Genomic DNA, 15103 nt, shown 5'->3' on the forward strand with positions numbered 1-15103 from the left:
CTCGTAAACCAAGGCCTTTTTTAGTGGAAAAATGCAATAAATTTACAAAAAAATACGAAATCCGAACGGTTAGCGAACATCAAGCAAAACAGGCTGCCGCCACATTCTTTTTTTGCTAACGATTTCAATCGCTAAATTAGCAGCCTCAGTAAACGTATATCAAAACATTCCATGCCTAAGTAGTATAAATACAAAAATAAGGCAACTCGGAATTAATTCAATATTTTCAAGTTCCGCACAAGGTTTTTATGCGATTGGTGGTGACAATGGGGCTGTTTTGGCAAGGGCTTTTCGGCGGAGAGCCTGCGTTGCCATCCAGATAAAACTGACTTACGGACCCCACAAGGCGGCGGTGACCTACCACGAAAGCAGTAACCCCGGATCGCTATTCTGTGGCTCTCGAACCTGTGTCGAGAGCGGCGGATATCGGCTGGGAGAAAGGCGGATGAAACCATGAGAAGCCAATTTCACGGTGTCAGTACCGATATATCGGAGGCATCAACCCTTAGCGCAGAGCCACGGCTCTTCAGCGATGCAGTCCTGAAACGGGACGATTGGACCGAAGCGAGGGCTTCGACGAACGACATGATCGGCGGCACGAACAGCTCGGACGAGGTTTTCCGGGATGCCGCGGATCTCTCCGCAAATCACATCCATCGGCGTCATGGCGACGCTGTCGTAACCGGGACGGCAAGTTCGACGCTCGACACCAGCAGCGCAACGAACGCATCTGATCTGCAGATCAAGGCCGCCCATGTTCGTGCCGATGTCAGCACTCATAACACGACCGCCCATGCAGCGAATGCGGCCGCATCCTTGGAAACGAGCGCGAGCGCTGCCTTGAGCGCCCCGGCTGCCGCGGCGGCGGCGGCTGCAGCAACCTATCCCGACGACACCAATACCGGCGTCGCCTCGGGAAGCAAGCTCCAGGTCTATACCGGAACCTATGTCGTCACCCAGGACAATGCCGTCATCAGCAACCTGGAAGTCCATGGCGATATCGTCATCGACGCCAAGAACGTGACGCTGTCGAATATCAAGCTGGTGTCGAACACCCCGTGGCATGCGTTGAGAGTCATGGATGACGCGACCGGCTTTACCCTCAAAGACAGCGACATCGATGGCGGCGGCCACACCGTCAATGCCATTTTCGGCTATGGCACATTCCTGCGAAACAACCTGCATGGTGTCGAGAACGGCATCAATGTCACCGGACCCGCCCTCATCCAGGACAACTATATCCATGACCTGGCTGGTGGACCCGAYGCGCATTTCGACGGCATTGAGAACAATGGCGCGCCGGACATGCAACTCATCCACAACACGATCGTCAACGACAACAGCCAGACGTCGGCGGTCATGCTGGACAACTATTTCGGCGGCCTGTCCAACATCACCATAGCCAACAACCGGCTGGTGGGYGGCGGCTATACSGTCTATCTCGACRGCCGTTTCGGTGGCGGCACCGTGGACGACAACTCGATCAAGATCACCAACAACCAGATCGGCGACGGTCTATGGGGCAAYTATGCCTTCTACGACGATAAGCCGATCCTCAGCGGYAATGTCGGSCTGGACCAAACGCCCGGTGGCGGCGGTGGTGGGGATACGGTTTATGTCGGCACGTCGGGAAATGACTCGTTGCCCGCAACCGCCAGTGTCAACACCGGAGACGAAACCTATAAGGGGCTTGAAGGCGACGACCTCCTGAAAGGCGGTGCGGGCGCCGATACTCTCTACGGCGGCGCCGGCGACGACGTTGTCAAGGGAGGTTCAGGCGGTGACGATATCGAAGGCGGCAGCGGCAGCGACCAGCTGACCGGTGGTCCGGGTGCCGACCGGTTCATCTTCCGAGAGGATTCCCTGGCCACTTCAGCCGTCGATCATATCAATAACTTTCGCTCGGATGACAAACTGATATTTTACGCCAACTCCGGTGAGACCGGCACGTTGAATGCGAGTGAATTCAGGGTCGGTACAGCGGCAGTCGACTCCGATGATCACTTCATATTCGACCCCACCAACCATACCCTTTACTACGACAGCGATGGCAACGGGTCTGCGGCGCAGGTCGAAGTCGTCGTTCTTGATCACGGTCATGCAATGACGGCGAGCGACATCCTGCTCATGTGACAAGACGGCCGCCGGCAAATCCCTTGCCGGTGGCCGATCCCGCATGCCGGAAGCCCATCCCAAAGGATAAGCACTGCCCCCATTTGCAGCCCTTTCCATACTCCGCCCGTCATGCGAGATTTGGGCGGAGTTTGCATGCGATCCGGCTTGCCGTGACGTATCTTCGCCGCCGGTGTAGCACTCTGATTGGCGATCACCCGTCGCGGACCCGCTTATGCCGGGCAATGGGAGATAGCTTTGACCGTCAATGTGTCAGTCATATTGCCGACCTTCAATCGAACGAAGACCTTGCGCGCGGCGATGATGAGCGTGCTGACCCAATCCTACGAAGATTTGGAGCTGATCGTTGTCGATGACGGGTCGACCGAAGATGTGGAGAATGTTGTTCTCGGCATCGGCGACACGCGGGTGAAATATGTCCGGCGAAGCCGGAACGGCGGCGCCGCGGCGGCGCGGAATACCGGTCTTGCGCTCGCGCAAGGCAAATTTATCGCCTTCCAGGACAGCGACGATATCTGGTTGCCTGCAAAACTGATGAAGCAGGTCGCGCTTCTGTCGACGCTCCCTGATCATATCGGTGTCGTGACCGGCGCGAAGATACTTTATGGGCGCGATGCCGCCTTCAATTACGGCCCCGCCAGGATCGCCTATGCGCCGGGACCCGCGGGCCAGCTTAGACTCGACGAGGACCAGGTCGACCGTCTTTTGACGGAAAATCGCATCAGTCTGCAGAATGCGCTCTTTCGATGTGACTGCATGCCGGACCGAACCTGGTTCGACAGCTGCGCACGCGCCAACGAGGATTGGGAATTCGCCATCCGCCTGGTGCAGAAGACTGTCGTCTACGAAGATATCGAACCGGTCGTGCTTGGCTTCATCTCGCCAGACAGCATATCGTCAAGCGGCAGGAAACAGACGATCGGTCTCCTGCGTATCCTGCGAAAGAACAGGGCGGCGCTCGACATCAGGCGGCGTCACCGGTCGAGAATGCGGATCGACCTGGGCATCGCGCTCTACAAATTCGGCAAGAAAAGATGGGGGGTGGCCTTTGTCCTCGCAGGGCTCAAGGACCACCCTGGCCACGTCCTGATGCTGGCCGGTTCGGCGTGCAGAAAACTCTTTCGCATGATCGTCAGCAGGCCCGAGCCCCGCCGCCGCATGGTTCCGGCCACGGCCCGGCAACCCGGTTCCGGCACGGCGTGAACCCTCGTTCCGTCAGAGAAGGATGTGAGACATGGTCGTTCGCTGGAGCGTCCTGATTGCCGCACTGGCGCTCGCCTTGCTGTTGGTGTCGACGCAAGAGGTCACCAACACGACCGCCAACGCGCCGGCCCCTGCGGTACTGACCCAATATACCGGTACCTACCACGTCACGGAAGATGATGCGGTCGTGGAGCATCTCGAGGTGCACGGCAACATCATTATCGAGGCCAAGAATGTCACGCTGAAAAATATCAAGCTCGTGTCCGCAACGCCGTGGCATGCGCTGCAGCTCATGCCGAAAGCGACCGGCTTTACCTTGCGCGACAGCGAAATCGATGGCCGCGGCACCACCGTCAACGGCGTGCTCGGTTTCGGCCGCTACCTGCACAACGACATTCACGACGTCGAGAATGGCATCAATGTCACCGGCCCCACAGATATCCGCGACAATTTCATCCATGATCTCCGCGGCGGAAAGGATGCGCATTACGACGGCATCGAGATCAATGGCGCCGACCATGTCACCATCGTTAACAACACGATCGTCAATTCGCACGAACAGACATCGGCGATCATGCTGGACAATTACTTCACCGGTCTGTCGGAGATCGTGGTGGAAGGCAATCGGCTGATCGGCGGCGGCTACGCCCTCTATATCGATGGTCGCTTCAAGGGCGGGGCGGTTGACAGCGCCTCGATCAAGATCGTCAACAACAAGCTCGGCGGGTCGGTCTGGGGAAATTTTGCGCTCTACGGCAACACGCCGCTCCTCTCAGGCAATATTGATCTTGGCCGCAATGTCCAGGCGGACATGCTCGTCAAACCCTGAGAACCGTTTGCCGGCCGGGGACCGCCCCACAGCGGGATTTCATGGCGCTGCACCGCTGTCCCGGTTCTTGCGGAGCGAAATCTCCTTGCCGATCAAATCGGCAAGCGCGGCATGACGAATTGCCAGAATGTGGCGCGCCGGCCATGGGCGAAAATCCAGCACCGAGCTCGCATCGAAGGCCGTGACCTCGTAGAGCGCATTCTCCTCGGGATGAAAATAGAAGAAGCGATAACCGAGTTCGGCGATCTTCGCATACCATGGTAGCGAGGCAAGCCCGAGCAGCAGGACGAGGATATCGGCGCCTCCTTTCGCCAGAAAGGCCTGGGCTGCTTCGAGAACGGGCGGCTCGAAACCGGCAACGTTGATCTTCAGCACCGAGACATGCGAGAGCCCCAATCTTTCGAATTCCCCCGACAGTGTGCGCACGGACACGGGCTCGCTGCCTTTGTCGCTGAGGCCGCTCACCCAGGTGCTGGCCGTGGTTTCGAACATCGATTCCGAGTCGGCATTCGAAAATGCTATTTTGTGGCCTTGCACCCGATCGCTGCGCGCGTTCAGCACGACATTCTCCGACAGCGTCTGGTAGTTTGCACCGCTCGGCTCGAAAGCATGGACACAGGCGACCGGCAAGGCCGCCGCAAATATCGTGAACTGGCCTATTGCCGCACCGACATCGGCCACAATCCAGTCGGGCCGGGCGATTTTGCGCAGGAAGGCAAATTCCGGGTCGACGAAATCGCCGAACATCAACAGCGCGCGCGGCAGCTGATTTGGAAAGGCGAATTCGAGAACCTCGCCCGATCGCAGCCTGAGCCTGCTTCGCTTTGGCCGACGCACATAAAGATAGCCCATCCTTGCCACGCCTCTGAGCGCGGCACCGGCACCGACAATCCGCACCCCCCAGAACATCTTGTCGGTCCAGTAATGGGCCTTGCGAAGAAGTGTCTGCATCGAACCTTTTCCCGAAGACATTTTCACCTCAACCGCCGTTGAGCCTTGCGAGAAGGTTATTGGCAATCCGCGTGTCATAAAACCTGGAAGCAAGGCGTAGGGGCGCCGCGAACCGGCCGCGGAATGCCGCGCGGAAACCTGTTTGGCGTATCCGATGACGTGCGAATAAACCTTTTGGTCAAAGGCTTCCTACCTCTTTTTGGCAGTCGTTGGTGACTCGCAAGCCGATCGTCTTCCGATCAAGCTATGGCAGGGCGCTGACCTCATGGGGTGGCGACCAATCCGCACGCACCGTGAGGTTGGCAAGTTGTGTAGTACCAGCGGAGGCAGGAAATGCGGCATTTGCTGAGAGCTTCTCCCGCGATGGGCGTTGCTCCGGATCTGGATCTGCCCGGGCGAGCCCCATCTCGTTCCAGGCTGATGCCGGAACAGAAGCCTGAAAAGACGACATTGCCGGGAAAAGCGCTGGCATGGCCGGCAATCGCCTTTATCATCACCCTGTTCCTCCCCTGGCTCTGGACGGTCGGCTCGCTTATCGTCTCGCCTTTCCGGGTCGTCCTGCTCATCACCACCGTGCCCTGCCTCTGGATCTGGCTGTCCGGGAAAGCGGGTGGCATCCGTGCGGCCGACATCGCGATCATGCTCTATTGCCTATGGTGCATCGTCAGCCTGGCCGTCATCCAGGGTGTGGGAAGCGGGATACAAACCGGCGGCGTGATGTTTGTCGAGACGGCGGGATCCTATCTTCTCGGCCGCTGCTTCGTCAGAAGCCCGCGTCAATTTCATGCAATGACGCGCCTGCTGTTCTGGATCATCGCCGCTCTCCTGCCGTTCGCAATTATGGAAGCCGTCCGCAATTCGAACGACTTGATGATTTTCTTCGCGAAGTTCTCGCGAACCCACGTCATCTCCGAGGCGGAGCCGCGCTGGGGATTGCGGCGCGTGCAGTCCGTCTTTGAACATCCCATCCTGTTCGGCGTGTCGACCGGCGCCATCCTGGCGCTCGTGCATCTGGTGCTGGGCGATCGGCGGCCTTTCGCTCAGCGCTGGGCATTGTCGGGTGCGGTGCTGCTGACTGCCTTCCTCAGCCTGTCCTCCGGCCCGTTGTCGGCGCTGGTGGTGCAGGTCGGCCTTCTCTCATGGAATTGGGCGCTACGCGACAATGAGATGCGCTGGAGGCTGATGTGGGCGCTTGTCGCCGCGATGTGGGTGGCCATAAGCCTGGTTTCCAATCAGACGGTGCCGGAATTCCTGCTGACACATTTTTCATTTGACCAGGCGTCGGCTTATTATCGCGTTCTGATATGGCATTTCGGTTCCATGTCCGTGATGAATCATCCTCTATATGGCGTCGGATTCGGCAGTTGGGACCGGCCGGACTGGATGCCCGCAAGCATCGACATGTTCTGGCTCTACCATGCCATTCTCTTCGGCCTGCCCGCGGGCATATTCATGATGTCGAGTTTTCTGCTGACAGTGTTTTCGGTGGGGTTCAGGAAGATTGTGGACCCCGGTCTGGAGCGCTACCGGGTCGCATTCCTGATCGTCATGACCAGCTACTTCCTCGCCGGGTGGACGGTACATTTCTGGAATGCGACTTATGTGCTCTTTCTGTTCCTGATGGGAAGCGGGGCCTGGCTCGTCGATTCTCGCCCAGAGCGGGATTCTGGCCCGGTCGATCCACCGCGCCCGGCCGACCCAAATGCCATGTCCCAGCGGCCGGCGAACAGGCAGGCACTACCGCGAACACGGCAACCGTCCACTCGCCCTTCGCGACAAGGTTCAGGAAGCCCGCAATAGCGCATTCAGGGCGCGCCAGTTCCGCAGCCCCAAGGTTTCCTTGACGATCAGCTTCGCCCAAGGCAAGGTCGTGCGCGCACCCGGATATATGTCCAGGGCAAAGTGCTTGATGGCTGCGGCGGACTGTAATTGAGAATCGTTGAAAGCCATTCCCGCCTGTCGCAATGCCTCTTTCCCCAGATCCTCGATCAGGAACTGCCGCAAGTCCGGGCTTTCAGCGAGATGCGGCCCTGCATGGGTAAAGAGTATATCGAGCGCACGCTTGCGCTGCAGGAGATCCGCAAGCCTGTGCTCATTGTTATAGCCGAGCGACATGTTTGATGCATGACGCCGATAGATGCCCTGATCGTCGTTGATGAATCCGACGGCCGCATGCGACGCCAGTCTCAACCACATCTCCATGTCGCCGGTATGCTTGAGCTCGGGATGATGGAGGCCAACCTTGTGATGCAGGGTCGTGCGCACCACCGCCGTGGGGGTTGGAACGATATTCGTTGCCCCCGATCGCCTGATGAATTCAGGTCCGGACAGGACCTGGCGGGCGGGCATGTCCTGGCGATTGCCGAGCGGATAGCCACGCTCGGTGGTGCCGTCACGTTGGATGTCGATGACATTGCCGAAGGTAAAGCCGATTTCGGGCTCGTCTTCCATCAGCGAGGTTGCGCGGTAAAGGCTGCCGGGGGTGATCGCGTCGTCGGCAGACAGCAGAAGCACATATTTTGCGCTTGCTTGCGCCAGGCCTTCATTGAAGGTCGCGATGGGACCTTGATTGACCGTGTGACGAATGACGCGCACGCGACGATCCATCTGGGTCAGTTGCCGGCAGACCTCCGGCGTGTCGTCGGTGGACTGGTCATCGATGATCAACACGCTGACGTCGACATTCTCCTGCGACAGCACGCTTTCGACGCATGCGGACAGGTAACGCGCATAATTATAGCAGGGTACGATGACTTCGACGGATGTCATGACGCTTTCAGGTCCTGTTCGACAGGGGCATGCTGCCCGTAAAGTACTTGCCTCAGCACGGCGCCGAGACGCCGGGTCTGTGTGTCGGCATCGTGGCGAAGCATGGCTTGCCTGCGCGCTTCGCCACCCAATCTCTTACGCAGTGCAGTATCGCCGGCCAGCTTCAGCATGGCTGCAGACATGCCCTCACCATCGCCATCGGCAACGAGAAAGCCCGTGCGTCCTGGCTCGACCTGGTCGGGAATGCCGCCCACCGCAGTGGCGACCACTGGCAGCGCACAGGCCATCGCTTCCACGATCGCGACCGGGGAGCCCTCCTTTATGCGCGAATGCTGGATGAAGACGTCATGCTGCGGCAGCGCTCTGGCGAGACACGCCTCATCGACATAGCCGTGAAATCTTACACGCGCCTCAAGGCCGAGTTTGCCGACCAATGCTTCGAGTTTTGCACGCGTCGGACCGTCGCCATAGATGTCGAGCCGAGCGTTCGGATTGAGAGCGGCGACGCGTGCAAAAGCCTCGATCGAAATATCGCAGCCCTTGTCCTCGGAAAGACGCGAAGCCATGACGAAGCGGACCTGATCGTCCGATCGATCCTGCCGTGGTTGAAACAGCCTTGTCGGTGCGCCGCAGGGGATCAAATGAACGGTCTCCGCCGGCACGCCGTGACGCACCAGCCATTGCTTTTCGGCGTCCGTGACCACGACAATGGCGCTGAAACCCCTGAGGCACCGGGTGAGGCTCCAGCGGTACCATCGATTTCGGACGAAGGAGAAATCGCCGTGGAAATAAGCGACCAGAGGAATGCCTGCCGTGGACGCAGAAGGCAGCATTCGCATCGCTATATCGCCGAAATTGCACAGGATGAGGTCGGGCTTGCTCGATGCCAGCAACGCCTGGAGCGATGACCGTTCCTTGCCGGTCGCAGCATAGAAATTGCCGTGATGCAGGTTTCGCAGCCGATGAAGCCAACGCTCGCGCGTATCGTAGGGCGCCACAAGGCCGCCCAGAACATGCTCCTCGATATCTGCAGTCGCCTGCGACGCAGCATTCTGGCGTTCCCAGCAGACGACTTCCTTCGCGAAGCCGCTGAGGCCCGTCACCTGTCGCCACATCCAGGGCTGACCGCTGGCGCCGAAGACGCGCGTCGCTATCATAAGTCTGGGCTGCTGCTGCATATGATCCCATTCGCTCGATGATTGCCTGCCAGCAGTGCCTGCACGCATTGTTTACAGGAGGATATCGGTTTTGCCGGCACTTTGAATTTCAGACTTCGGATGAGGCTATGGGGTGAAATAGGTAGTGATGTCAGATTCCAACAATTTCATACGCCTTTTGGCGTACTAGTGACAAAGGGAGAAATGCCAATCGAGCAAAAACAGGACTATATAGGATCTACGTGGTTGCAAGCCGGCTAAAGAAGAGCCGATTTGGGCGTATACGTCTTTGTGAGCTACGATACGACTTTTTGCATCGTTTACCAGCCAAGAGAAAATCGCTTTCCTACTTGAACGGCATAGTAGTTGTTCGTTGCAGCCGACGGTAAGAGGCGAATTCGAATCATCCCGCTGCTGCGCCCGAATGATGAGGAGACGTCACGGCATGATCGCGACAAGCGTTATTCTAGATGAGGGCGTCGTCATCCATCATCCCGACCTCGTCAATCTTTACGGCTGCAGGATTGCCGCCGGAACGAGGATCGGCACATTCGTTGAGATCCAGAAGAATGCCGTCATCGGCAGAAATTGCAAGATATCCAGCCACTCCTTCGTCTGCGAAGGCGTGACGATCGAAGACAACGTGTTCATTGGACACGGCGTCATGTTCACCAACGACCTGCATCCCCGCGCCACCAATCCCGACGGCAGCCTGCAAACCGACAGCGATTGGACTGTGCTTCCGACCTTGGTCAAGCGCGGTGCCTCGATCGGCAGCAATGCCACCATCCTGCCGGGTGTGACGATCGGTGAAAACGCGCAGATCGGCGCCGGCGCCGTGGTGATCGAGGATGTTCCCAACCATGCCATCGTCGTCGGGGTGCCAGCCCGGATCGTTGGCTACACACAAGACAAACCCGCGATGGAGCGGGCGGCCGGGAGAGCCAGATGATCGGTGTTGCTGTTGTTGGCTACGGATATTGGGGGCCTAATCTGGTCCGGAATTTCTCGGAAATTCCCGGCGTCCGTGTTGTCTCGGTATGCGATTTGGTGAAAGAGCGGCTGACGAATGTCAAGGTTCGCTATCCGACGATCGAAATCACCGACGATTTCGATGCGGTGCTTGCTGATCCGCAGGTTCATGCGGTTGCTATCGCGACGCCCGTTTCAACCCATTTCCGGCTGGCCATGAAGGCGTTGATGGCCGGCAAGCATGTCTTTGTCGAAAAGCCGATGGCGGCAACCTCGACGGAATGCAGGCGTATGATCGAGGAGGCGGCACGCCGCCGCCTCGTGCTGGCGGTCGACCATACCTTCATCCATACCGGTGCGGTCCGAAAGATGCGGGAAATCGTCGAAAACGGGCTCGGCGACATGTATTATTACGACTCCGTGCGGGTCAATCTCGGGCTGTTCCAGCATGATGTCAGCGTCGTCTGGGACTTGGCGGTCCACGATCTCTCGATCCTCGACTATGTGGTGGACGAGAAACCCRTTGCGGTTTCCGCCACAGGCATGAGCCATGTGGCCGGCGAGCCCGAAAACATCGCCTATCTGACCTTGTTCTTCGAGAGCAAGCTGATCGCCCATATCCATGTCAACTGGCTCGCACCGGTGAAGGTGCGTCGCACGCTGATCGGCGGCAGCAACAAGATGATTGTCTATGACGACCTCGAGCCGAGCGAGAAGATCAAGGTCTACGACAAGGGCATCACGTTGAACGGCAATCCGCAGAAGAATGGCGAGAAGGTCTACCAGATGCTCGTCGGATACCGTTCCGGGGATATGTATGCGCCCCAGATCGATATCACGGAAGCGCTCGGGAGAGAGCTGAGGCAGTTTGTCGACTGCATCGAAACCCAGGGGCGGCCCACCTCGGATGGCCATGCCGGGTTGCGGGTCGTGCGCATTCTCGAAGCCGCCACCCAGTCATTGGCGCAGCGCGGCAAGATTGTCGAACTCGCAGAGGCGAGGCAGACCGCATGATCCCGTTCCTTGACTTGAAAGCGCAATATCAATCGCTCAAGGGCGAAATCGACGCCGCAGTGCTGAATGTCCTGGCGTCCGCACATTATGTACTCGGAGAAGAGGTGGCGAGCTTCGAGCGCGAATTCGCCGCCTATTGCGGGACCAGGCATGCCGTTGCAGTCAACACGGGAACCAGTGCACTGCATCTGGCCCTGCTGGCTCTGGGGGTCGGGCCGGGCGACGAAGTCATCACCGTGCCGTTCACCTTCGTCGCCACCGCATCGGCCATCTGCTATGTCGGCGCCCGGCCGGTTTTCGTCGACGTGGAGCCGCGGACGCTGACGATGGACGCCTCCAGGCTGGAGGCGGCAATTACATCCCGCACCAAGGCGATCATCCCCGTGCATCTCTACGGTCAGATGGCCGATATGGATGCGATCCAGGCCATAGCCGATCGCCATGGCATCCCGGTCATCGAGGATGCCTGCCAGGCCCATGGCGCGGAATATCACGGCAAGCGCGCCGGCAGTATCGGATCGATCGGTTGTTTCAGCTTTTATCCGGGCAAGAATCTGGGCGCCTGCGGTGAAGGTGGAATGGCGGTCACCGACAGCGACGAACATGCCAAAATGCTTCGCATGCTGCGGGACTGGGGCCAGGAGCAGCGCTATCATCATGTGATCAAAGGCTTCAACTATCGCATGGACGGCCTGCRGGGAGCGATCCTGCGCGTCAAGCTCAGGCACCTGGAGGATTGGATCATGGCGCGGCGGCGGCATGCTGCAAGCTATTCGAGCAAGCTCAAGGGCAATACCGTCGTCGAGACCTTGGCCGAAGCCCCGGACCGGCGCCATGTCTACCATATCTATGCCGTGAGATGTCGAGACCGCGACCGGCTCCAATGGACGCTCAACGACGGAGGGATACAGACTGGCTTGCACTATCCGATCCCGGTGCATCTGCAAAAGGCGCATGCCGATCTCGGCTACAGCCAGGGCGATTTCCCTGTCTCGGAAGCGGCGGCGCGCGAAATGCTCTCATTGCCCATCTATCCGGAAATGACCGATCGACAGGTCGATGGCGTGGTCGCTGCGGTGGAGCAAGACGCCTATGTCAGCTGATGCGACCGCCAGATCGAGAATCGTCCCCGCTTTCCACGGTCTGCGCGAAAATCCCGTCGATCCCGAATTTCACATCGGCCTCGTCGCGGAGCTGAAGCAGAGATACGGCACACCCGGTCTCATGGAACTCTACGGTCGCTTCGCGGCGGGCGACGGTTTTGTCGATACGCTGATGCGCAAGGCGATCTGGCAAGCCATCACGCTCCATTGCGGTCCCGGCCTGCAGGTCGGCAGTGGCGCAGGTTTCAAGCATCCGGAGACCTTCGAGATCGGCAAGGGCGTGTTTATCGGCGCGCAGGCCTATATCCAGGGCCGGTTCGACGGCACCTGCAAGATCGGCGACAATGTCTGGATCGGCCCGCAAGCCTATCTCGATGCCCGCGAAGTGATCATCGGGGATCACGTCGGCTGGGGACCTGGTGCCCGAATCCTCGGCTCTGCGCATACTGCCTTCCCGTTCGACGTGCCCATCATCCGCACCGATCTCGAAATCAATCCCATTCAAATCGGCGCTTGGGCCGATATCGGCACAAGCGCCACGATACTTCCCGGCGTCACTGTCGGTGAAAGGGCCATTGTCGCTGCCGGAGCCGTCGTGGTCTCGGATGTCGAGCCGTTCTCCATCGTCGCCGGCGTGCCGGCAAAATTCGTCCGCTGGCGGGATGAGCCCGCCGACCGCACAACATCAAGGACGGTGTCAACATGAAGAACAAACGTATCTTGATCACCGGTGGTGCAGGTCTTATCGGCTCGCATATTGCCGACCAGCTCGCCCTTGAGAAGCCGTCCGAAATCATCGTCCTGGACAATTTCGTCCGTGGCCGGCGGGAGAATCTCGCCAATGCGGCGCGCATGGCGAAAGTGACCGTCGTCGAGGGCGATATCAGGGATCGGAAACTGCTGGCGGAAACCTTTGAGGGCGTCGACATCGTCTTTCACCAAGCCGCCATCCGGATAACCCAGTGTGCCGAGGAGCCGAGGCTGGCATTCGACGTCCTTGCCGGAGGCACGTTCGATGTGCTCGAGGCGGCAGTTAAAGCCGGGGTCTCGAAAGTCGTCGCGGCCTCGTCGGCGTCCGTTCTGGGGCTGGCCGAGAACTTCCCCACGACCGAGGACCATCACCCTTACAACAACCGGACGATCTATGGAGCGGCCAAGCTCTTCAACGAAGGCTTGCTGCGCAGCTTCGCCGAAATGTACGGCTTGAACTATATCGCCCTGCGCTACTTCAACGTCTACGGCCCGCGCATGGATGTGTTCGGCGTCTACACCGAAGTGCTGATCCGCTGGATGGAGAGGCTCGCCGCCGGGCAGCGGCCGATCATTCTCGGCGATGGCCGCCAGACAATGGACTTCGCGCATGTGCATGACATCGCGCGCGCCAACGTGCTTGCCGCGCAGTCTGACGTCACGGACCAGGTCTTCAATGTGGCGAGCGGCGAAGAGACGAGCTTGCGCGAACTTGCGGCCATGTTGTCGCGGGTCATGGGCTGTGGGCTTGAGGCCGAATATCAGCCGGCGCGCAAGGTCAACAATGTGACGCGGCGGCTTGCCGATATCAGCAAGGCAGAGCAGCTGCTGGGCTTCAAGGCCGGCATATCCCTCGAAGACGGTCTGCGCGACCTCGTCGCCTGGTGGCGGCGGGAAAAAGCGCTGGCAATCGGAGGGCAGGCAGCGTGAGTGCGACACGTCCTCAGATTCCGATTGCCAAGCCGATGCTCGATGAAGAGGAGGCCGATGCCGCGAGGCGCGTGATCCTGTCGGGATGGGTGACGCAGGGTCCTGAAGTCGCCGCATTCGAGACCGAATTTGCTGCCTATGTCGGCGCCCCCCATGCCTGTGCCGTATCCAATTGCACGACGGCGCTGCATCTCGCATTGCTCGCCGTCGGTGTCGGCGCGAATGACGAGGTGATCACGGTCAGCCATTCCTTCATCGCGACCGCCAACGCCATCCGGTATTGTGGCGCCATCCCGGTCTTCATCGATGTCGAGGCACATGGCTTCAACATGGATCCGGCGCTGATCGAGGCGGCGGTCACGCCGTCGACAAAGGCGATCCTGTGCGTCCACCAGCTCGGCATGCCGTGTGACCTCGCCCGTATCGTGGAGATCGGCCGGCGCCTGGGCATTCCGGTCATCGAGGACGCAGCCTGTGCCAGCGGCAGCGAGATCCTCTGGCAGGGCGAGTGGCAGAAGATCGGCAGGCCACACGGCGATATCGCTTGTTTTTCCTTTCACCCCCGCAAGGTGATCTCGACAGGTGACGGCGGAATGCTGACCACCGCCAATGCCGAATACGACCGCAAGTTCCGTCTCTGGCGCCAGCATAGCATGAGCGTGACGGATGCGGTCCGCCATGGCTCGAAGCAGGTGATCTACGAGTCCTATCCGGAACTTGGCTACAATTATCGCCTCACCGATGTCCAGGCCGCGATCGGCCGGGTTCAGTTGCGCCGTCTTCCCGGTCTCGTGGAGCGCCGGCGGCAGCTCGCTGAGCTCTACCGGCAGCAGCTTCAATACAAATCCGGCCTTCTGCTGCCCGAGGAGCCATCGTGGGCTCGCAGCAACTGGCAGAGCTTCTGCGTCGTACTGCCGGATCACGTCTACCAGCGAGATACGATGCAGATGCTGCTCGATCTTGGTATATCGACGCGACGCGGCGTGATCAATATTCATTGCGAAGACGCGTATCTGAAAAGCGGCCAGCATCGTGTCGTCGGACATCTCAGCCATAGCGTCACAGCACAGCATCGTGCGATCATGCTGCCGCTGTTTGCTCAAATGACGGAGGCCGAGCTGTCGCAGGTGGTCGACGCTTTTTGGCATGTCACCGCCGCAGTGGCCCGCCCGGCGGCCTGACACCATCATCAGAACTGAACATTTCTCTCCGACGGGGTCGGTATCACCCCCGTCGGCTATTTTGTCTGAAGGCCCCACAGCATGTGTCCCGAAAGCGGTCACCGGTTTCGG

General features: G+C 59.3%; 13 protein-coding genes. 10 read left to right on the forward strand and 3 right to left on the reverse strand.

All coding sequences use genetic code 11. The annotated features are described in order from the left end of the window. Window positions 1-453 precede the first annotated feature (453 nt). From AC1D06_RS17870 to AC1D06_RS17880, 3 genes are all read left to right on the forward strand, one after another. Window positions 454-2133, forward strand: coding sequence for a hypothetical protein (locus AC1D06_RS17870; RefSeq protein ID WP_477987280.1), 1680 nt, complete (start codon window positions 454-456; stop codon window positions 2131-2133). Window positions 2134-2370: 237 nt separating this feature from the next. Next, complete coding sequence (locus AC1D06_RS17875; RefSeq protein ID WP_477987282.1) at window positions 2371-3336, forward strand: glycosyltransferase family 2 protein; 966 nt, start codon at window positions 2371-2373, stop codon at window positions 3334-3336. Between the two features lie 31 nt (window positions 3337-3367). Then, complete coding sequence (locus tag AC1D06_RS17880) at window positions 3368-4165, forward strand: right-handed parallel beta-helix repeat-containing protein (protein ID WP_477987283.1); 798 nt, start codon at window positions 3368-3370, stop codon at window positions 4163-4165. A gap of 39 nt (window positions 4166-4204) precedes the next feature. Here AC1D06_RS17880 and AC1D06_RS17885 read toward each other — a convergent pair whose 3' ends face one another. Further along, entirely contained in the window at window positions 4205-5116 is a 912-nt protein-coding gene (locus AC1D06_RS17885; protein WP_477987284.1) for an FkbM family methyltransferase, read from the reverse strand. Between the two features lie 717 nt (window positions 5117-5833). Here AC1D06_RS17885 and AC1D06_RS17890 point away from each other — a divergent pair. After that, on the forward strand, window positions 5834-6916 hold the full coding sequence (locus tag AC1D06_RS17890) for an O-antigen ligase family protein (RefSeq protein ID WP_477987285.1): 1083 nt from the start codon (window positions 5834-5836) through the stop codon (window positions 6914-6916). On the opposite strand, the gene AC1D06_RS17895 is transcribed toward AC1D06_RS17890, so the two are convergent. Further along, window positions 6899-7837 carry a glycosyltransferase family 2 protein gene (locus AC1D06_RS17895; RefSeq protein ID WP_477881679.1) on the reverse strand — a complete coding sequence of 313 codons (939 nt, stop codon included), beginning with the start codon at window positions 7835-7837 and terminating at the stop codon, window positions 6899-6901. The two genes, AC1D06_RS17890 and AC1D06_RS17895, sit on opposite strands and share 18 nt — an antisense overlap. A 44-nt stretch (window positions 7838-7881) precedes the next feature. Continuing rightward, window positions 7882-9042, reverse strand: a complete 1161-nt coding sequence (locus tag AC1D06_RS17900) for a glycosyltransferase family 4 protein (RefSeq protein WP_477987286.1) — start codon at window positions 9040-9042, stop codon at window positions 7882-7884. Between the two features lie 445 nt (window positions 9043-9487). Between AC1D06_RS17900 and AC1D06_RS17905 the strand changes: the two genes are divergently transcribed. From AC1D06_RS17905 to AC1D06_RS17930, 6 genes are read left to right on the forward strand one after another with little or no spacing between them, the layout of a single operon-like run. Next, window positions 9488-9994, forward strand: a complete 507-nt coding sequence (locus tag AC1D06_RS17905; RefSeq protein WP_477881575.1) for an acyltransferase — start codon at window positions 9488-9490, stop codon at window positions 9992-9994. Beyond that, complete coding sequence (locus AC1D06_RS17910; protein WP_477987288.1) at window positions 9991-11028, forward strand: Gfo/Idh/MocA family protein; 1038 nt, start codon at window positions 9991-9993, stop codon at window positions 11026-11028. Before AC1D06_RS17905 ends, AC1D06_RS17910 begins: the two co-directional genes overlap by 4 nt. Further along, a complete protein-coding gene (locus AC1D06_RS17915; protein WP_477987289.1) occupies window positions 11025-12131 on the forward strand; it encodes a DegT/DnrJ/EryC1/StrS family aminotransferase in 1107 nt (368 codons plus the stop codon). The genes AC1D06_RS17910 and AC1D06_RS17915 overlap by 4 nt, the downstream gene beginning before the upstream one ends. After that, window positions 12121-12837: an acyltransferase gene (locus AC1D06_RS17920; RefSeq protein ID WP_477881578.1), complete on the forward strand. Its 717-nt coding sequence runs from the start codon at window positions 12121-12123 to the stop codon at window positions 12835-12837. The genes AC1D06_RS17915 and AC1D06_RS17920 overlap by 11 nt, the downstream gene beginning before the upstream one ends. Beyond that, complete coding sequence (locus tag AC1D06_RS17925; RefSeq protein ID WP_477881580.1) at window positions 12834-13811, forward strand: NAD-dependent epimerase/dehydratase family protein; 978 nt, start codon at window positions 12834-12836, stop codon at window positions 13809-13811. The genes AC1D06_RS17920 and AC1D06_RS17925 overlap by 4 nt, the downstream gene beginning before the upstream one ends. A gap of 35 nt (window positions 13812-13846) precedes the next feature. Beyond that, complete coding sequence (locus AC1D06_RS17930; RefSeq protein ID WP_477987353.1) at window positions 13847-14992, forward strand: DegT/DnrJ/EryC1/StrS family aminotransferase; 1146 nt, start codon at window positions 13847-13849, stop codon at window positions 14990-14992. Window positions 14993-15103: the final 111 nt, after the last annotated feature.

The sequence above is a fragment of the Rhizobium sp. P2_G2 genome, assembly GCF_056403555.1.

Bases quoted from the DNA above. Each gene is read 5' to 3' on its own strand.
- AC1D06_RS17880 (WP_477987283.1), top strand. From the start codon at position 3,368: ATGGTCGTTCGCTGGAGCGTCCTGATTGCCGCACTGGCGCTCGCCTTG.
- AC1D06_RS17885 (WP_477987284.1), bottom strand. From the start codon at position 5,116: ATGCAGACACTTCTTCGCAAGGCCCATTACTGGACCGACAAGATGTTC.
- AC1D06_RS17890 (WP_477987285.1), top strand. From the start codon at position 5,834: ATGTTTGTCGAGACGGCGGGATCCTATCTTCTCGGCCGCTGCTTCGTC.
- AC1D06_RS17900 (WP_477987286.1), bottom strand. From the start codon at position 9,042: ATGATAGCGACGCGCGTCTTCGGCGCCAGCGGTCAGCCCTGGATGTGG.
- AC1D06_RS17905 (WP_477881575.1), top strand. From the start codon at position 9,488: ATGATCGCGACAAGCGTTATTCTAGATGAGGGCGTCGTCATCCATCAT.
- AC1D06_RS17920 (WP_477881578.1), top strand. From the start codon at position 12,121: ATGTCAGCTGATGCGACCGCCAGATCGAGAATCGTCCCCGCTTTCCAC.
- AC1D06_RS17925 (WP_477881580.1), top strand. From the start codon at position 12,834: ATGAAGAACAAACGTATCTTGATCACCGGTGGTGCAGGTCTTATCGGC.
- AC1D06_RS17930 (WP_477987353.1), top strand. From the start codon at position 13,847: ATGCTCGATGAAGAGGAGGCCGATGCCGCGAGGCGCGTGATCCTGTCG.